The sequence below is a fragment of the Henriciella barbarensis genome, from assembly GCF_003576345.1.
Taxonomy (GTDB): domain Bacteria; phylum Pseudomonadota; class Alphaproteobacteria; order Caulobacterales; family Hyphomonadaceae; genus Henriciella; species Henriciella barbarensis.
The window spans coordinates 47454-64577 of record NZ_QWGB01000005.1 but is presented as its reverse complement, the minus strand read 5'-3'; the positions used below and the strand labels follow the sequence as shown (position 1 = coordinate 64577).

The following is a 17124-nucleotide window of genomic DNA, read 5'->3' as shown; positions in this document are numbered from 1 at the left end:
CACGCCTTTACAGAAATAAGAAAAACTGAAGGGGAGGGGCGCATGATGCGGATTCTGAAATGGGGCCTCGCCGCTCTCATCGTTGCTATTTTCGGGCTCGCCATCTGGCTCTGGGATCCGGTTGGAAGCAATCCGCCGCCAGATAAACTCGCCGCTGCAGCTTCAAACTACGATGCAGAGATCATCCGCGATACTTGGGGTGTGCCGCACATTTATGGCGCCCGCGACGCGGACGTCGCCTTCGGCGTTGCCTACGCCCATGCCGGAGATGACTATGAAACAATCCAGAATGTCGTCGCTGCCACGCGCGGCGTGCTGGCGCGCTATGATGGGGCAGGGGCGGCCCCGACTGACTATATCGTGGCATTGCTGGGTGTCTGGGATACGGTCGATGTGCGGTACGAGACTGACGTGCCAGACAATGTTAAGGCCATCGCAGAGGCCTATGCCGCAGGGCTTAATCTCTATGCGGCAGAAAACCCGGAGGCGACCTGGGCGGGCCTGGCGCCTTTCACCGCAGAGGACGTCGTTGCGGGCTTCGTCTTCAAGACGCCCTTCTTTTACGGCCTCGATTCAACGCTGATGGAGTTGTTTGGCGATGAGCGGCAGGCCGCCATCGCGCTCGACCCGAGCGGCGGGCGCGAAGCCTTTCACGCCGTCCCACATGGTCAGCCAGAGCGCGGGTCGAACGCGTTTGCAGTCGCCCCGGAGCGATCTGGCGACGGCGTGACGCGCCTCGTGATCAATTCTCACCAGCCCATGACCGGGCCTGTCGCCTGGTGGGAGGCTCATCTCATTTCCGAGGAGGGGCTCAACATTACCGGAGGCCTCTTTCCCGGCACGCCCCTCATTCTGCACGGCTTCAATCAGGATCTTGGCTGGGCCAATACCGTCAACAAGCCGGACCTTGCCGATGTTTACCGGTTGGAAGTCGACGAGGATGGAACCCGCTACAGGCTGGATGGCGAGTGGCACGACTTTAAGACCGAAACCGTTACCATCCGTGTTGGATTGCTCGGCCCGTTTGCCTTCAAGGCAAAGCGTACGCTCAAGCATTCCGTGCACGGGCCGGTGATCGAAGCCGAACACGGCACCTACGCCATCCGCTATGCCGGGCGTGGCGAGATCCGCCAGCTGGAGCAGTATTACCGTCTGAACAAGGCAGGCTCACTCGATGAGTTCATGGACGCCATGTCTATGAATGCCTTGCCGAGCATCAACTATATCTATGCGGACAAGGCGGGGAATATCGCCTTCATCCATAATGCCCAGTACCCGGACAGAGTGGCGGGCTGGGAGTGGCGCAAGGACCTTCCCGGCGACCGCTCCGATCTCATCTGGCAGGACTATCTGCCGTTCGAGGCTGTGCCGATGCTCATCAATCCGGAAAGCGGCTTTGTCTACAATGCGAACAATACGCCCTATTCGGCAACTGACGGGGCGGACAATCTGAAGCCAGAAGACTTCCCGGTCGCGATAGGCCTGCAGGAAAATGAGACCAACCGCTCTCTGCGGATTGCAGAGCTGACGGGCGAAGGCGAACCTATCGGCCGTGCTCGCCTTCTCGATATCAAGTTCGACCAGTCCTATGCAGAGGGTTCGCAGGCCGAAGAGGTGATCGAAGCCGTTCTGGCTGAGGACTGGAGCGATGACGACAGGCTCGCGGCTGCTGCCGACCACCTCCGCGCCTGGGACAAGCGAACCAACCGCGAGAATACGCATGCTGCGCTCGGTGTGCTGACGGTCATCCGTGAAATCCGCAGCTCAATCGATGGCAGCCCCCCGCCAGCGCCGGAAGATGCATTCCGCGAAGCTGTCGACTGGCTGATGACGCATCATGGCCGCATCGATCCTGAATGGGGCGAGGTGAACCGGCTGGTGCGCGGTGATGTCAGTCTGCCGCTCGACGGAGGTCCAGACACGCTGCGCGCGATCTACCCGGCAGAGATTGGCGACACCGGCATTCTTGCGGCAGCGGCTGGCGATACATGGATCGCGCTGGTCGAGTGGGATGAGGTTGGCGAGCAGAGGGCCGAAGTCATCCACCAGTTTGGCGCGGCGACGCTGGATGAAACTTCAGCCCATTATGCCGATCAGGCGCCGCTCTTTGCAGACATGAAATGGCGGCGCGCCCTGATTGAACGCGCCGCCGTCGAGGAGAATGCTGAGCGGACCTACCGGCCCGCCTGGTCTGATTAGGCGTTTGGCCTAACCGAAAAGCTCTTCAAGATAGTCCTTGAGGATCGCAAAGCTGCGGCGCTCGGCGGCCGGGTCGTACACCGTGCCGAAGTCCGGATCGTTCGCGTCCGGGTTGGTGAAGGCGTGCATAACGCCGCCAAAGGCGTGCAGTTGCCAGTCTGCGCCTGCATCCGTCATTTCCTTGGAGAAAGCCATGACATCCTCAGGCTTCGCCATTGGGTCGTCCCAGCCGTGCAGGGCGAGGACCTTGGACTTCGTCTTGTGGCCGTCTGTATTGCCCGGGGCGCCCAGAATGCCGTGGAAGGAGGCAACGCCCTCTACATCCATACCGGCTCGCGCCATGTCGAGCACGCAGAGGCCGCCGAAGCAGAAACCGATAGCGGCGGCCGTATCGCAACCAGACTCTTTCTTCGCGACTTCAAGGCTCAGTTTCAGACGATTCTGAAGCTCGCCGCGATTGGAGGCGAGCGGCTCCATCAGCGCCTGGCTTTCTTCCTTGGTCGAGCCGCGCTTGCCCTTGCCATAGACGTCGAGCGCGAAGCCGGCATAGCCCCACTCTGCCAGCATCTTGGCCTTCTCATGATCAAACTTGTCTTGCCCGCCCCATGCATGGGAGACGAGGACGACAGCTTTCGGCTTGCCTTCGGGCATGGCCAGAAAGCCTTCATAGGTCTGTCCGGCCTGTTCATAGTCCAGTGATTTCGTTGAAACGGCCATGAGCTTCATTCCTTCTTGTTTGACGTGTCCCAGCCTCACTTAGGGTTTCTCTGAGTGATAGCTAGACCTTGCCGGGAAGATCGGAACAGACACAAATAGAGGGCATGAGGAAACGCCAGATTATAATAGATTGCGACCCGGGGCTCGATGATGCCGTCGCGTTGCTACTTGCCTTTGCGGCAACCGACCGGATCGATGTGCTTGGAATTACGACCGTAGCAGGCAATGTCCGCGGTGAGCTCACCCATCGTAATGCGCGTATCATTCGGGACGTCGCCGGCAATCATCCAGACCTTCCTGTCCGCGCAGGTGCGCCGCGCCCGCTGGTGCGCGATCCGGTAACGGCGGAGGACTTTCACGGCACGACAGGTCTGGGTGGGCTGGATCTGCCAAAACCGAAAGGGCGGGCCTCGCGTCAGCACGGCGTGAATTTCCTGATACAGACCCTTCGCACGGCCAAAGGCTTTCCGGCCACGCTGGTCGTGACTGGCCCACTGACCAATGTGGCGCTCGCGCTCAGCATGGCGCCAGACATCGCCGAGGGGCTCTCAGAGATTGTCATTATGGGCGGGGCCGATACCGAAGGCGGCAACATTACGCCGCACGCAGAATTCAATATCTTCGCAGACCCGCACGCCGCGCAGGCGGTTTTCCGATCCGGCGTCCCGATGCGGGTGCTCAGCCTCGATGTGACCCATCAGTTGCTGACACAGGATGAGATGGTCGAGCGGGTGCGCGCGCTCGGGTCTCGGCAGGCCGTTATTGCTGCAGACCTTCTCGCAGCCTCCAACCGGCTGGAAGAGTCGGCAAAGGCGCGCAATGCGCCGCTACACGACCCGTCCACCATTCTTGCGCTCTTGCGGCCAGACCTGTTTGCGGGGCTCAAGGCGCGCGTATCGGTCGTCACCGAAGAAGGCGAGCGGTTCGGCAAGACAATTCCGGAGTTCCGCGAAGACGGCCACGTTGAGTGGTATACCACCGTCGACGCTGATGGCGCTTTTGCAGAACTGATCGGTCAGCTCGGAAGATATCCGTTATGACAAGCGCCCGTATCACAATAGTTGGCTCGGCGAATCTTGATCTTGTTGCGACGGCTGAAAAACTGCCCGTGGCGGGCGAAACCGTCACCGGTGCCACCTTCGCACAACACCCGGGCGGCAAGGGGGCGAACCAGGCACTCGCAGCGCGCCGTCTCGGCGCAGATGTTTCCATGATCGCACGCACCGGAGAGGGCCCAAACCGCGACGCTGCCCTCGCACTGCTCAAGGCGGATGGCGTCGACCTGTCTGGCATTGTCAGCGACCCGGAGCAGCAGACAGGCGTCGCCCTCATCGCCGTGGACAAGGCTGGCGAAAACCATATCGTCGTCGCAAGCGGCGCGAATGCCTGCCTGTCACCTGGTGATGTGAACATCGAGGGAAAGCCGGACGCCGTGCTCTGCCAGCTAGAGATACCCACTGCATGCGTGCTGGCGGCCATGCGCGCCAATAGCGGCCTCTTTGCTGTGAACCTTGCCCCCGCTGGCCCTGTCCCGGTTGAGCTGCTGGAGACAGCGGACCTCCTGATCGTGAACGAGGGCGAAGCCGCCTTCTATGGCGATGGTATCCACCGCGGCGGCGGTTTGGTCGCCCTGACGCTTGGAGGGCAGGGCGCTGTACTCTACCGCGCCGGTAAAGAGATTGCGCGCGTCCCGGCTTTCACCGTGCCTGTGATCGACACGACCGGAGCAGGCGATACTTTCTGCGGCGCGCTTGTGCTCGCGCTTGCCGAAGGCCGTGAGGAAGGAGAAGCACTGCGTTTCGCGTCGGCGGCCTCTGCGCTGACCGTGACAAAGCCTGGCGCGCAGCCAAGCCTGCCGTGGCGCGAAGATGTGGACGCGTTTCTGGAAGATCAAGACTGAGAGCGGCGGATGGGGCAGTTTCCATGGACACGGATGGATGTAGGGCCAGCGCGTGAAGCTGACATCCGGGCTGCTGTTCGCGAAATCCGTGCCTTGCCCAGTACCGCTGCCACGAGCAGGCTGGCAACGCCCGAGGATGTCGCACCCTTACAGAGCTGTTCGCCTTTCCAGAGGTAAACCGATGGATCTACAGCCTGCCCCGCCCCCTGACCGAAGAAGCCGTCGCGAAGTATATCGCCAGGATGGAGGGCGCGCGGAAGCGGGGCGAGGGCCTGTTATCACTTAACTTCGATGAGGCTGGCGTTCTGTCTGGCTATTCCGAACTATGCGTCTGGCCCCAATGGGGTGCCGGAGAGCTTGCGGGCGCGATGCGCCCAGACCTGCAGAGCAAGCGACAGGGCGGCGCCGGGATGGCCGCGACCTTTACCTGGATGTTCAGGGCGCTCGGCCTCGATCTTATCTGTAACACGACGGCGCTCGACAATGTCCGTATACAGAAACTGTTTCAGCGGACCGGTTTTGTCTATCGCGGCGATATCGAAAGCAAGCGACCGGATGGCAGCATCCGCCAGTCGCAGGTCTGGGAAATCATGCGCGATGACTGGCTGGCCCAGTTCACCGATTAACCGCCGGTCGCCGAACCATCGGGCGGTTAGTCCTCAATCAGATTTCCTTCGGCATCCCTGACCTCAGGCCCGTTGACGCGGGCGCGGCCATCGCCGAACGGGGCGTCACGTTCGCGCAAGGCTTCACGCAGGCCTGCTTCGCCAACCCGTTTCACGAAGGCATGCGCAGAGGCGGCCTGATGACCGCGCACGTCATTTTCGACGGCAAGGCGTTGCATCGTCCGAGCACCCATCAACTCCATGCCGAGGTTCACCGCCCGCTTGTTCGCGGCAAGGATGTCAGCATCAATGTGCGCCATCCGGTCGGCGAGGCCTTCGACTTCGGCTTCCAGCATGTCCGCAGGCACCGACTTCATCGCGAAACCAAGCTGTGCGGCCTCGACCCCTGTAATGCTGTCGCCGGTCAGCATAAGTCTCTTGGTCCATTGAGGGCCGACATTATAGAGCCACATTTGGTTAGGAAGCGCGCCGAGGTTTCGCCCCGCAGGGAAGGACACCATCGCATCATCGGCGATGATGACCATGTCGCAAAGAAGCGCGATATCCGTGCCGCCGGCCACGCAGGGCCCGTGAATCTGTGCGATGACAGGTTTGTGCATGTCAAAGATCGCCAGGCGATAGCGCTGCGCGCGCTCCAGCTGCCATATATCATCGTCGACAGAGCGGCCACCGCGCTTATTGCCGGTAACAGCATCAAGCCGAGAGACCGGCACGCTGTCGGAGCCTGCAAGATCATACCCGGCTGAAAAACCCCGGCCCGCGCCCTTTATGATGACGCAATGCACTGCTTTGTCGTTGTCGGCCTGCCAGAGCGCTTCTGACATTTCGGCCTGCATTTTTAGCGTCAGCGCGTTCAGCTTGTCAGGCCTATTTAGCGTTATGCGGGCGCGGCCATTCTCGACCTCGTACAGGATTTCTTCGAACATGGAGAGCCTCCTATAGGGGTGGATCTATGCGATAGACCTGCCGCGCCACGCGGCTGAACATGGCTTGCTGCTCCAGTTCCGAATAGTCGGCGGCGATCTTCTTCATCGCATTCCAGTAGACGCGGTAGCTCAGGGAAAGCCGATCGACCGGGAAGTTGCTTTCAAACATGCAGCGGTCCGCGCCGAAGCAGGAAATCGCGTGATGATAGTATTCAGCCTGCGCATCGACGACTTCGTCGGACGAGGGCGGCAGGTCGCGCTCATGCCAGCCGAAGCCATTGTCCGGCATGGCAAGGCCGCCAAGCTTGGCGAAGACGTTCTTCTGCTCGGCAACGGCGGCGATATCGTCTTTCCACTTTCCGAAATTCTCCTGGCGCTTGCCCTCATAGGGGCCGACGCCCAGCGGCGTGCCGAAATGATCGAGGATCATCGTCGTTTCAGGGATTGCGGCGGCGAGATCACGGAAGTCCAGGATTTGGTGATGATAGTTCCAGGTGTCATAGGTAAAGCCGCGCTGCCCGAGATGCGCGACGCCCCGTCTGAAAGCTTCATCCTTGTAGAGGCCCTCCGGGGCGCGAGGCGGAATGCGAAAGCCGGCGCCAGCCTTGTCGAACGGACCTGAGTGCCGGATCCCGCGAAATAGCCCCTGCGATGCTTCAATATGGGAATTCAGAACTTCATCCAGCGTGTCGATCGGCAAGCGAAGATCGGCATGCGCGACGAGGGCTGCAATGCTCGCCTTGGCAGGTACGGCGTTCGAAAGGGCGGCGGCTTCTGCGATGTATTCGCTCTCGCCAACCGGTCTCAGATGCTCTGGTCCATCCTCGCGATAGGAAGAGCCGCATTCCATGAATACGGTCTGGGTGATGTTGTGGCCGTCATCGGTGTCCGACCACAACTCCTTGAGGTCGTACCGGATGACCGGGTGGCTTTCGCGCCAGAGGTGATGGTGCGGGTCCACAATCTCGCGAGCGGGGTCGATAAGCTCCTCACGGTGCTTGTTCAGCCAGTCGTCATTATCGAACATCTCTACTCCCTTTTGCCTCTTCTGGGCCTTGGGAGTAGTTCAGTCGCTATGATGTCGTCTGGCAAGCCGGACGCGGCGGCAAGCGGGTTGCCTAGTCCTGCGCTGGCTCTGGCTCGCCGCCTTCAATCAGATACCAGGGTGTCGGCCCGTAATCATAAGGCGGCTCTGCATAGAGCAGCCGGAAGGCATGCAAGGCGGCCTGATGGAAGATCGTCGCATGCGTCTCCGTGGCCGAGAGGTCATCGAAATGAACCTCGACGCCCGCTTCGACAGCTGCCTTATACAGCTGGTCGATGGCCTGCTGCATCGTGCCGCCCTCATCGGCGGCAGCGATAAAGAGACGTTTGCCTTCATACTCGTTCGCCGCCATCAGGCGCGCGGCCTGAAGTCCGAGTGCCTTGTCATCCCACCATAGGCTCGGGCTGATCGAGAGATAGTCGCCGAAAGCGTCCGGACTATTGAGATAGGTGTCGGCGACAAACAGGCCGGCTAGAGACTCGCCGATGAGGGCACTTTGTTCGCCGACTGGGAAGTTCGCCTCGATAAAGGGCTTCACTTCACCAATGAGGAAAGCACGGAAGTCTGCCGCGCCGCCAGAGGTTGGAAACGCGGCCGAATAGCGTTGGTCGCTGGCTTCGGGCGTCAGCTCGTTCTGGCGGTCATCCGTTTCGATGCCAACCACGACCATTGGCTCAAATGTCCAGGATAGCGCGCCAAGCTGGGCAAGTCCGGTAATATGAAACCAGTCCTGCTGCGTGCCGCCGTCGATCAGGTAGAGAACGCGGTAAGGCGCGCGCGGGTCTTCATCTGGGTGCGGCGGCACCCAGACATTTATGGTGCGCGCCTCACCCAGCGTTTCGGACTGAATTGTATAGGTCTCGCCGAACTCAATCGGCTCCTGCACGAAAGCAGCGGGGCCGTCATGCCCGCTCGCCCATAGCGAAAGCGCAAGAGCGAGCGCATCAAGCCGGACGCGCATCAGGCTTTCACTAGCCCGATCTCCCGCAGGCGCTCCATCAGATAATCCTGCGCGGTGATGGGCGCCTGTGTCTTGCCGCCTTCTTCCAGGCATTGCGGCAGCTGCTCAATCAGGAAGTCCTGATTGAAGTGCAGGAAGAATGGCGTGGAATAACGCGGAAATTTGGCGCGTTCCGGCTCCGGGTTCACGACGCGGTGCGTCGTAGATGGCAGGACGCCGCCGGTCAGGCGCTGCAGCATGTCACCGCAATTGATGACGAGCGAGCCGGCAGGCGGGTTCACCGACAGCCAGTCGCCAGATCGGTGCAGGACTTCGAGGCCTGCCTCTTCAGCACCCAGCAGGAGCGTGATGACGTTGATGTCCTCATGCGCGGCAGCGCGAACCGTGCCCTTAGGTGGCGGGTTTTCATGCGGCGGATAGTGAAGCAGGCGGAGGATGGAGTTCCCGCTCTCGACCTTGTCGTCGAACCAGTTCTCCGGCAGCTCCAGGTGAAGGGCGACGGCGCGCAGCAGGTCGCGGCCAAACTCATCCATCTCGGTGTAGAAGGCATAGGTCGCGGCGTCGAACTCCGGCACCTCGTCGACGACAGGTGTGTCCTTCATCGTCGAGCGGTATTTCGAGTCTGCGGGCAGCTTGCGGCCTGTGTGCCAGAATTCTTTCAGGTCAGCGGCCTTCTGGCCCTTGGCGTTCTCAGTGCCGAACGGCGTATAGCCACGCTGACGGCCGCCCTCTGCGTCGTGATATTTTTCCTTGGCTTCGCTGGACAGCGCGAAGAAAGCCTTCGCTGCGTCATTTGCCTCGTCGATAACGGTCTGTTTGACAGGGTGCCCGGTGATCACGGCGAACCCGGTCTCACGGAAAGAACTGCCAAGCCGCTTGGCGAAAGCCTGCTTGTCCTCTCTCCAGAGGCTGTAGGGGATCGGTTCGAAAAGGTTGCTCATTGCATCTGCCTTGTCTGTTCCAGGCCGGAAATCTATCGCGCGGCGGCCTTCGCGCCAATGCGTCCGTTTGCCATTAGCCAAGCTGCGGCCCGCGGCAAAGTCTGCTGCAACAGCGCCTCTGCAGCCAGATTTTGGCCAAGTGTAAAGTTTGGCCCGCCTATCATTAACACAGACGCGCTTCCAGGCCGATCCTGTTAACCATGTGGCAAACCCCTGAGCGCAACCTCTTCCCTGTCACAAGACGTGACGGATGGACAAAAGCTCATCGGCCAAGCGGACGCAAAGACAGCCGCAAACCGACGGGTTCTGGGTTAAAGGAAGAAGACAATGCCGTATTCAGAAATGGCGATGGATGTCGCCCCCGAAACTGGTCTCAGCGAACACGCGACGGCCGAAGAACTCTGCAAGGTTGGCCTTGCCTATTCGACGGGCGTCGGCGTCGATGCCGACATGGTCGCTGCGCACAAATGGTTCAATCTCGCAGTGCTCAAGGGCTCGGAAGAGGCCAAGGAATACCGCCAGCAGATGTCTGACATGCTCTCTAGCGAAGAGATCAAGCAGGCGCTCAAATCTGCGCGTGACTGGCTTCAGCTGATGAACTGATCTCGCCGGGCCGGCGGGCCTGACCTAGCGCCCGTTGAAATCGCCCGCGAGGTCATAATACAGCGAGAAATCGATCGGCAGGGCAGCGCGAAACCACTGCTCCATGAAGAGGTTTTCTTCAGCGATTGCCGAGCGTGGCACATAGACCACGTCAAAACGGCGAAGCGGCGTAAAGTCCGCAAGCCTTGGATCATTCAGCCCGGCGCGGATATCTATGACAGCCGTCATGACCTCACCGCCCGGCATACGCCGCATTAGCGCCACCTGTGTTGGTTTGGCGCCGGGGGTAAAGCCGCCCGCCATGATGACCGCCTGAAGCGGATCAATCTGGCCTGGCAGGTCCAGCATGCCTGGCGCTTGAACCTCGCCACCTACAAAGATCTTCTGACTGTCGAATGCCATCGGGATGACATCGACGTCAGGGTATCGCAGCTCGCCCGCATAAGCTTGCACAAGCTCGGCCTGTATCTCTGCTGGCGTGCGAGCGGAGGCCTGTACCGTGCCCACATAGGGCAGGGTTAAAGACCCGTCCGGGGCGATTTTTATATCCCGATTGAGTTCTGGCACAGAGTTGAAAACGATGGATACCGTATCGCCTGGAGCGAGCAGGTAAGGCTGGTCGCGGCCATCCTCATGCCGCCACTCGGCGACCGGGAAATACTCCGAAGGCGTCGGCGTGACTGACTGGCAGGCACCGAGGACAAGAGCAGATGCGGCGAGAAGACTTCGCATGATACTGGCTCACGATCTCTTTGCTAATTGTGTACAGTCTGAGGCTCAACGTTAATGTTTAAGGAATTATCAAGCCACGTGCCTGAAGAAGCCAAGTAAGGGGGTTTGCGTTTGATTTGCTCCCGGCCACCTTCAGGGATGACCGTCTATGTCGAATTCAGCCGAATGGGGAGCGAGGCAACCGCAGCAGGGCAATGCCATGCCTGTTCGTTCACGCCCCCGCATTGGCCCCGCTGATCTCATCCTGCAGCTTTGGCGGGCCAAGTGGCTGATGATCCTCGTCTTCATTCCGATCTTCCTCATCGGGTTGCTTGTCGCCTTCCAGATGCCGAAATCGTATGAGGCGACATCGCGCCTTTTCGTCCGGATCGGTGACGAGAACGTCTACCGGCCTCGCGTCGGCGGTGAGCTTCAGGGGGTTGCGCCGGAAGAAGAGCTTCTCATACAGGCGGAACTCGAAGTTCTACGCAGCCCCGTCATCGCAGAACGTGTCTTGACCGAGTTCGGTATCGACCGGGTTTTCCCTAAACTCGCCGATGCGCGCGACGACAAGATCGCCGCCAGCCCGCCATCAGAACATGCCGCGATTGAAGAGCAGACATTCCGCAAGGGGGTGCTCGGACTGCAGAAAGACTTCAGCTCCGGCACGGCGCCCAAGACACCGGTCATCAGTACGGCGCTTGAGCACAAGGATGCGGCGCTGTCGGCTGACCTGCTCAATTACTGGATCAACAGCTATCTCGACTATCGCAGCGAGGTGTTCTCAAGCAATGGCTCGGCCAGCTTGCAGGAACAGCGCGTAAAGTTCGAAGCCCAGCTGCTTGAGGTCGAAGAAGACATCCGCGACTTCCTTCGCCGCACCAATATCGGTGACTTCGAAAGCGAGCGGGCAACCGCCCAACAGCTCTACTCGACCGTCTCATCCGAGCTTCTGACCACGCAGTCGCGCGCGAGCGCCGTCGACGGACAACTTGATATCTACAACCAGCAGCTTGCGCGCCTTGATCCGCAGCAGAACCTGTATGTCGAGGACAACTCCGCCCAGACCCTCATGCAGCTTCGTATCGAGCGTGAAGACCTCCTGAGCCGCTATACCGAGCAGTCCCAGCGCGTTCAGGCGATCGACCGACGTATCGCGCAGGTCGAGAATTATCTTTCATCGCGCGATGGGCTCTCAGGCACGACCCGCCGCGGCCCCAATCCAGTCTACCAGACCATCGAGCAATCAGCTTCGTCCCTTCAGGCAGAACAGCAATCGCTGGCTTTGCAGGAAGCAGAGCTCAATCGACAGCTTGCCCGCGTCGAAGCGCGCCTCAGTCGTCTGAATGATCTGGCGCCTGAATGGCAGGAGCTGCAGCGCCGCAAGGCCCTGATGGAAAGAAACGTCGAGAACTTCTCGGTCCGCGAGGTCGAGGAGCGCGCCCTCTCGGAAATTTCCGGTCAGACAGCAGACAGCGTGCGCGTGCTTGAGCCGGCAAGTGTGCCGGTAAAAGGCAAGAGCCTCAAAATGGTAGTGGCCGCGCTTGGCTTTCTGTTCGCAGGATTCACGGCTCTCATGGCCGGGTTGCTATGGGCCCTGACGCGTCGGGGCTTTGCAACAGCACGGTCAGTTGAGCGCACCACGGGCCTGAAGGTCGTCGGGTCGCTCAAGGCGGTCTGACGGTACGGCCGCGTTCAACATTAAGAAAACCGTTAACCAACCGCATGATAGGCCCGATTCAACAGGGAATTGGACGCTATGAAAGATTTGCGCAGAAAGATGGACCCGGTCTGCAAGGCCGTCGCGCGGGTGTCGCCGGAAACGGGTGCCCGCTGCGTCATGTTCATGTCTGCCAGACAGGAAGAAGGCACCAGCAGCGTTGCCGCATCGGTCGCGCTTCGCTGCGCGGCCCAGTCGTCGCGTCCGACATGGCTCATAGATCTTGGCCTGCGGCAGAATGCAATGTTCAGGTCATTCCAGAAGGGCTTTGCCCGCGACGTCGGAAAACCGGGGCGCGCCTTTGATGGATCGCTTCGTACAGCCCCGATCTATTCGGTGACCCCGACCTTGTCCGGCGGACGTCAGGAAAGCCAGCAGAAGGGCCTGCTTTCCGTACACCCTATTCAGGGCTCGCGTCTTTTCGTGACACGTTTTCGAAACGAAGGTGTCCGCAGAGGCCAGCGCGTACAGCTTCGCGCCCGCCCGGACTGGTGGCAGCAGGTGCGGCGCGCCGCAGGCCTCGTAATCGTCGATGCACCTTCGCTGGCGCGCTCGCAAGCCGGGCTTGCCGTGGCTGGACAGATGGATGGGGTCTTTATCGTTCTCGAGGCGGACTCAACTGGCGCCGATGAGGTCATGGGCCTGCGCGAGGCGATTGAAGCGCACGGCGGACACGTCGCCGGTGTTGTCATGAACAGGATCGGATCCGATGCCAGTTTCGCCGACCGGCTTGCAGGATAGTCAGCGCTCGCTGACGCAGACTGTCATACTGGCGGTAGAGCTGGGACTGGCTTTCATCTGCCTCGTCCTCTTCAGCGAAGGCCTCCTGCCTCGGCTTTTTGCGTCTGAATACGACACAGACAGCAGCGCCTTCCTGCGCCTGCTCTGGCTTCCGGTCTATGGGCTTGTGGCGATAGGCTGTCTCTGGAAGGTGAGGTCAATGGTATCGCTTGCGGTACGGATGCCTTTTCTGATTCTGCTACTGGCAGTGACCGCGGCTTCCTTTCTCTGGTCGCTTGATCCGGCTTTGACGCAGCGCCGCTCGATTGCCGTCGTCGCCACCAGCCTTGCAGGCTTCTATCTCGCCGCGCGCTATGACTGGCGTACGCTCCTGCGCCTTATGGGCGCCATGTGGCTGTTCATGGCGATCGTTTCCCTCGGCGCCGTTATTGTCGCGCCGGGCTTTGCGATCATGAGTGAAATTCACCCAGGCGCCTGGAAGGGGCTCTGGTGGGAGAAGAATACGCTGGGTGGTCATATGGCACGCGCCGCATTCCTGTGCGCCTTCCTGTTCATTCTGGACCGGCCGTGGCGTTCGGTCTGGGGCTTTGCCGTCTTGCTCTGCAGCGGACTGGTTGTGGCCTCCACATCGAAGACGGCTCTGCTCGGTCTGATGCTGGGCTTTGGCATACTTTTCGCGGGCTGGATCAGCCGCAAGGGGACGGCCATAACCATCTCGGGTCTCTGGACCGGCATTGTCCTATCCTCTGCCTTCGCCGCCATCATGATCATTGAACCCGGCATCGTTCTCAACCTGCTAGGGCGTGACGCCACACTGACGGGACGTACCGATATCTGGAGCGTTCTCGCCGGTGCGATCGCGGATCGCCCACAGCTTGGGTATGGGTACGGCGCGTTCTGGCAACTTGATTCAATGCCGGCCCATCGCGTGCGCTCGGCAACGGAATGGCTCGTGCCCACGGCTCACAATGGCTGGCTCGAAACGGCTTTGAGCGTCGGCCTGATCGGGCTGGGGCTTCTCATGGCGAACTATGTACTGTTCGTCGCGCGGGCGGCCTGGCTGTCCATCGACAACTGGCTAGGCATATTTGCGCTTGGTGTCGCCGGACAGTTCCTGCTTTTCAGCCTGTCAGAGAGCAATGCCCTGCAGCAGAACTCAATTATCTGGGTAACCTATGTCGCGATCGCAGCAAAAACGGCAATCAGCCTGCAGCGGCCTGCCTACGTTCCGAATTCAACGCCGCGCAAGACTGTCGCGCCCGGTCATGCCGGGGCGGGTGTCATGAACAGCGGGAGCGGGCTCGCCCGTAGCAGATGAGGCACCAGGTTGATCGCTGAATTGGGTGACCGTCGAGGTGCCATAAAAGCGTAGCTTCACCCAGAATAAAATCTTGCCAAGGCCCCGCACGGCCTGATCGGCCTCAAAAGCCCGATTCCTGTTGCCAATCAGGCGAAGGACAAGCCAGCGCAGTGAATGCAGGGCGAACTTTCCACCGCCAATAATGACCCAGAACAGCAACAAATCGTAGCGGGGTGGCTGACGTTTGCGAGCCAACGTGACGGGACCTTGCCCATAAGCGAATGCGCGCCGCAGCGTGTATGACAGGGAAATGCGCTGGCGTAGCGGGTATTCGAAAACCGGCGCATTCGGCGCCCAGGCAAACTTGCCCCTGTTTGCGCGTATCCTCTGGAAAAGAAGATCGTCCTCGCCGCCAACTTCGTTCATTCGCGTGTCGAACCACGGTCCCTTCGTCGGCACCTGCCGCGCATCGATCAGGCAATTGCCACACCCGAACGGTTTCTCGATATAGCCGGGCGAGATGTTGGGTTCGCGCGCAAAGAAATTTTCATAATAGGCGCGATGCTTGGTGATATCGTCAGGCAGCACCGTCTGGACAGGGCCGAATGTTACGGCAGCGCCGAAGGTCTTGTAGGCCGCGAGAAGCTCTTCAATCCAGTGAGTTGGCGCGGCCTGGTCATCATCCAGAAAGGCAATAAGCGGAGTTTCGAGTTCTTTCATCGCGGCATTGCGCGCATTGGCGACGCCGGCTTCCGGAACGTGCAGATAGGTTAGCGTAATTGTGTCTGGCGCTTTCTCGGCAAGCGTATCGAAGGTCAGGCGGGCAGACGCGTCGACCGAATTATCGGCGACGATCAGCCTGAGGCCAGAGCGCGCTTCGCCCTGCCAGAACAGGCTCTCCATGGCCCGTCGCAGACTATCCGGCCGATTATAGGTCGGTATGACAACAGTGAGGACATCGCCGGTCAATTTTTGTCCCGGGCTATGATGGCATCCAGTGCATCGGACGGTGTCTGAAGGCGCGCACCGGTATCGCGGGCGAGCCGCACGATCCGGCGGAACTGTTCAGGAGAGGTGCCCCAGCGACTATGGTTATTGCGGACATCATGAGTGAAGACGAAAATCCAGGACGGGTTGTGAGCTGACGCCTCGATCGCGGCTGCGGCGCGCTCAATGCTGCTCTCGTCAGCTTGAAGTTCCAGCGCGGTCAGTTGCATCAGGTCAGACCCTTTGGAGTTCACGCCAGCATGAATGCCGCGAACGGCGTCAAAGCGTGTGGCGAGGCGCGGCTTAAGATCGGCGCGGGTTTCGCCATACGGCCATGCGAACTGGCGGACAATCTCATTGTGTCCCATTGAGACAAGATTGCGCAGATTTGCATCAATATCAGCCAGTACGATGGATGCAGGCGCCTGGCTGCAGTCCAGATGCGTCTGTGTATGCGCCCCGATTTCGTGACCGGCGGCGGTTAGCGCTTTCAGGTCACGCTCGTCGAACAGGTCGCCAAGATGGTTGTGCGTGCCTGCCATGCCCGTACAGGCATAGTAGCAACCCTTTGCGCCTACTTCGTCCAGGATCTCTGCGCCGGTGTCGGCGGCGGATTTCGGGAAATCGTCGAACGTGAAGCAGATACGGGTACGGCGCGGCGTCGCGCCAAGCGGACGCGCGCGGTGCCAGCGTGCGGCACGCCGGCGGAATTTCGCCACAAGCGAGTCCGATGGCTGGTAGGCTGAAAGCGTGGCTGCGGTCATTATATCTCCCTCGAATATGCCAGCGCCCGATAGGTCTTCAAGCATGCAAGCCGCAGGCCATCGGGGAGTGTGGCTGATCGCGCGCCGAAGCGTGCAAGGCCCATGAATAAAGTGCGGGCCGGTAAGTTTCTGAATTTATGGGCTATTTGGTATAGCGGCATCGATTGGACGGCGTCCGGATGGCGCCTCGCCAACCGCGCAAAGTTTTGTGCCGAACTGCCAAATTTACGAAGCAAAGTATCTGTCTCGTCCAGCCCGAGATGCGTGGCGGTATTGTCGATGTGGTGGACAGGATAGGCTTTCGCGACATTGAGACCCCAGTCGACATCCTCCCAGCCCCAACCCTTGAAGCCGTCATCGAAAGGCACCTCTGACAGCACGCGGCGGTGAACGAGGATGTTCGAGGTAAAGACATAGCGCCCGGGTTCCTTGCGCCGCGCGACCGCATCAAGGCATTCGGAGGCAAGCGACTGGGCCGCATGAAGCCGCGTTTGCGCGCTGACCTCAGCATGCTGGAGACTGAAACCACCGGCGATCAGGGCAGGGCCCTCGCACTCTTCGACAGCCGCCAGATAGCGCGCCAGAAATCTGGCATCATCCGGTTTCATGTCGGCATCGAGAAAAAGGATCCAGTCGCTTTCGCAAACGTCGTGCAACCGGTTTCTCGCGTGGGCGCGGCCCTGGTTGTCGGAGGCCGTCACCAAGCGTGCTGGTCCCGGATAGGCCTCCAGAAAGGTTTTCAGTCTGGCGGTCAGCTGCGGGTCTGCGCTCCCATCGTCGTAGATCAGCACTGCGGCACGCGCGGCGCCTTCCGCCTGTGAGAGGTTGGCGACCAGCGCCGAAACATCATCGCGGTAGCAGGGAACGCAAACCGTGATCGCGCTATTGCCTGGCTTGCCGTTCGACCAGTGTGCTTCGCCTTTGACGGCGTCCGCTTTTCTGGTGTGCTCCCCCGCCGCACGCATGGCATCTTGACCTGTCAT

17 protein-coding genes are annotated in these 17124 nt (G+C 60.4%); 8 read left to right on the top strand and 9 right to left on the bottom strand.

Annotated elements, in window-relative coordinates; all coding sequences use genetic code 11:
* Positions 1 to 42 precede the first annotated feature (42 nt).
* Positions 43 to 2199 carry an acylase gene (locus D1224_RS03135; protein ID WP_233350374.1) on the top strand — a complete coding sequence of 719 codons (2157 nt, stop codon included), beginning with the start codon at positions 43 to 45 and terminating at the stop codon, positions 2197 to 2199.
* A 9-nt stretch (positions 2200 to 2208) separates the two neighbouring features.
* Here the strand turns inward: D1224_RS03135 and D1224_RS03130 are convergent, their stop codons facing one another.
* Entirely contained in the window at positions 2209 to 2916 is a 708-nt protein-coding gene (locus D1224_RS03130) for a dienelactone hydrolase family protein (protein ID WP_233350373.1), read from the bottom strand.
* A 104-nt stretch (positions 2917 to 3020) separates the two neighbouring features.
* Between D1224_RS03130 and D1224_RS03125 the strand changes: the two genes are divergently transcribed.
* From D1224_RS03125 to D1224_RS03115, 3 genes are all read left to right on the top strand, one after another.
* Complete coding sequence (locus D1224_RS03125; RefSeq protein ID WP_119378472.1) at positions 3021 to 3956, top strand: nucleoside hydrolase; 936 nt, start codon at positions 3021 to 3023, stop codon at positions 3954 to 3956.
* A complete protein-coding gene (locus tag D1224_RS03120) occupies positions 3953 to 4816 on the top strand; it encodes a ribokinase (protein ID WP_119378471.1) in 864 nt (287 codons plus the stop codon). The genes D1224_RS03125 and D1224_RS03120 overlap by 4 nt, the downstream gene beginning before the upstream one ends.
* A gap of 155 nt (positions 4817 to 4971) precedes the next feature.
* Complete coding sequence (locus D1224_RS03115; protein ID WP_119378470.1) at positions 4972 to 5442, top strand: GNAT family N-acetyltransferase; 471 nt, start codon at positions 4972 to 4974, stop codon at positions 5440 to 5442.
* A 26-nt stretch (positions 5443 to 5468) separates the two neighbouring features.
* Here D1224_RS03115 and D1224_RS03110 read toward each other — a convergent pair whose 3' ends face one another.
* The 4 genes from D1224_RS03110 to D1224_RS03095 all read right to left on the bottom strand — a co-directional run bounded on the left by D1224_RS03110 (position 5469) and on the right by D1224_RS03095 (position 9315).
* Complete coding sequence (locus tag D1224_RS03110; protein ID WP_119378469.1) at positions 5469 to 6368, bottom strand: crotonase/enoyl-CoA hydratase family protein; 900 nt, start codon at positions 6366 to 6368, stop codon at positions 5469 to 5471.
* Positions 6369 to 6378: 10 nt separating this feature from the next.
* On the bottom strand, positions 6379 to 7395 hold the full coding sequence (locus D1224_RS03105) for an amidohydrolase family protein (RefSeq protein WP_119378468.1): 1017 nt from the start codon (positions 7393 to 7395) through the stop codon (positions 6379 to 6381).
* 91 nt (positions 7396 to 7486) lie between these two features.
* Positions 7487 to 8374, bottom strand: coding sequence for an alpha/beta hydrolase (locus D1224_RS03100; RefSeq protein ID WP_182482146.1), 888 nt, complete (start codon positions 8372 to 8374; stop codon positions 7487 to 7489).
* Positions 8374 to 9315 carry an isopenicillin N synthase family dioxygenase gene (locus tag D1224_RS03095; protein WP_119379873.1) on the bottom strand — a complete coding sequence of 314 codons (942 nt, stop codon included), beginning with the start codon at positions 9313 to 9315 and terminating at the stop codon, positions 8374 to 8376. Before D1224_RS03095 ends, D1224_RS03100 begins: the two co-directional genes overlap by 1 nt.
* 327 nt (positions 9316 to 9642) lie before the next feature.
* On the opposite strand from D1224_RS03095, the gene D1224_RS03090 reads away from it, so the two are divergent.
* Complete coding sequence (locus tag D1224_RS03090) at positions 9643 to 9918, top strand: SEL1-like repeat protein (protein ID WP_119378466.1); 276 nt, start codon at positions 9643 to 9645, stop codon at positions 9916 to 9918.
* Between the two features lie 24 nt (positions 9919 to 9942).
* Here the strand turns inward: D1224_RS03090 and D1224_RS03085 are convergent, their stop codons facing one another.
* Complete coding sequence (locus D1224_RS03085; RefSeq protein WP_119378465.1) at positions 9943 to 10650, bottom strand: polysaccharide biosynthesis/export family protein; 708 nt, start codon at positions 10648 to 10650, stop codon at positions 9943 to 9945.
* Positions 10651 to 10849: 199 nt separating this feature from the next.
* Between D1224_RS03085 and D1224_RS03080 the strand changes: the two genes are divergently transcribed.
* The 3 genes from D1224_RS03080 (at position 10850) to D1224_RS03070 (ending at position 14408) form a co-directional block, all read left to right on the top strand.
* Positions 10850 to 12310 (top strand): GumC family protein, encoded by a 1461-nt coding sequence (locus tag D1224_RS03080; RefSeq protein WP_182482145.1) that lies wholly within the window; start codon positions 10850 to 10852, stop codon positions 12308 to 12310.
* Between the two features lie 78 nt (positions 12311 to 12388).
* Complete coding sequence (locus tag D1224_RS03075; protein WP_119378463.1) at positions 12389 to 13090, top strand: P-loop NTPase family protein; 702 nt, start codon at positions 12389 to 12391, stop codon at positions 13088 to 13090.
* Positions 13059 to 14408, top strand: a complete 1350-nt coding sequence (locus D1224_RS03070) for an O-antigen ligase family protein (RefSeq protein ID WP_119378462.1) — start codon at positions 13059 to 13061, stop codon at positions 14406 to 14408. The genes D1224_RS03075 and D1224_RS03070 overlap by 32 nt, the downstream gene beginning before the upstream one ends.
* On the opposite strand, the gene D1224_RS03065 is transcribed toward D1224_RS03070, so the two are convergent.
* The 3 genes from D1224_RS03065 to D1224_RS03055 are packed head-to-tail and all read right to left on the bottom strand — an operon-like array spanning position 14325 to position 17124.
* Positions 14325 to 15359, bottom strand: coding sequence for a glycosyltransferase family 2 protein (locus D1224_RS03065; protein ID WP_119378461.1), 1035 nt, complete (start codon positions 15357 to 15359; stop codon positions 14325 to 14327). The genes D1224_RS03070 and D1224_RS03065 overlap by 84 nt on opposite strands.
* On the bottom strand, positions 15356 to 16141 hold the full coding sequence (locus D1224_RS03060; protein WP_182482144.1) for a polysaccharide deacetylase family protein: 786 nt from the start codon (positions 16139 to 16141) through the stop codon (positions 15356 to 15358). Before D1224_RS03060 ends, D1224_RS03065 begins: the two co-directional genes overlap by 4 nt.
* Positions 16141 to 17124, bottom strand: coding sequence for a glycosyltransferase family 2 protein (locus D1224_RS03055; protein WP_119378459.1), 984 nt, complete (start codon positions 17122 to 17124; stop codon positions 16141 to 16143). Before D1224_RS03055 ends, D1224_RS03060 begins: the two co-directional genes overlap by 1 nt.

What these genes read in the sequence shown, in the direction of transcription:
- D1224_RS03080 (WP_182482145.1), top strand. Translation starts at nt 10,850, where the DNA reads ATGCCTGTTCGTTCACGCCCCCGCATTGGCCCCGCTGATCTCATCCTG.
- D1224_RS03055 (WP_119378459.1), bottom strand. Translation starts at nt 17,124, where the DNA reads ATGACAGGTCAAGATGCCATGCGTGCGGCGGGGGAGCACACCAGAAAA.
- D1224_RS03110 (WP_119378469.1), bottom strand. Translation starts at nt 6,368, where the DNA reads ATGTTCGAAGAAATCCTGTACGAGGTCGAGAATGGCCGCGCCCGCATA.
- D1224_RS03095 (WP_119379873.1), bottom strand. Translation starts at nt 9,315, where the DNA reads ATGAGCAACCTTTTCGAACCGATCCCCTACAGCCTCTGGAGAGAGGAC.
- D1224_RS03085 (WP_119378465.1), bottom strand. Translation starts at nt 10,650, where the DNA reads ATGCGAAGTCTTCTCGCCGCATCTGCTCTTGTCCTCGGTGCCTGCCAG.
- D1224_RS03130 (WP_233350373.1), bottom strand. Translation starts at nt 2,916, where the DNA reads ATGGCCGTTTCAACGAAATCACTGGACTATGAACAGGCCGGACAGACC.
- D1224_RS03105 (WP_119378468.1), bottom strand. Translation starts at nt 7,395, where the DNA reads ATGTTCGATAATGACGACTGGCTGAACAAGCACCGTGAGGAGCTTATC.
- D1224_RS03075 (WP_119378463.1), top strand. Translation starts at nt 12,389, where the DNA reads ATGAAAGATTTGCGCAGAAAGATGGACCCGGTCTGCAAGGCCGTCGCG.
- D1224_RS03090 (WP_119378466.1), top strand. Translation starts at nt 9,643, where the DNA reads ATGCCGTATTCAGAAATGGCGATGGATGTCGCCCCCGAAACTGGTCTC.
- D1224_RS03125 (WP_119378472.1), top strand. Translation starts at nt 3,021, where the DNA reads ATGAGGAAACGCCAGATTATAATAGATTGCGACCCGGGGCTCGATGAT.
- D1224_RS03060 (WP_182482144.1), bottom strand. Translation starts at nt 16,141, where the DNA reads ATGACCGCAGCCACGCTTTCAGCCTACCAGCCATCGGACTCGCTTGTG.
- D1224_RS03100 (WP_182482146.1), bottom strand. Translation starts at nt 8,374, where the DNA reads ATGCGCGTCCGGCTTGATGCGCTCGCTCTTGCGCTTTCGCTATGGGCG.
- D1224_RS03120 (WP_119378471.1), top strand. Translation starts at nt 3,953, where the DNA reads ATGACAAGCGCCCGTATCACAATAGTTGGCTCGGCGAATCTTGATCTT.
- D1224_RS03135 (WP_233350374.1), top strand. Translation starts at nt 43, where the DNA reads ATGATGCGGATTCTGAAATGGGGCCTCGCCGCTCTCATCGTTGCTATT.
- D1224_RS03070 (WP_119378462.1), top strand. Translation starts at nt 13,059, where the DNA reads ATGCCAGTTTCGCCGACCGGCTTGCAGGATAGTCAGCGCTCGCTGACG.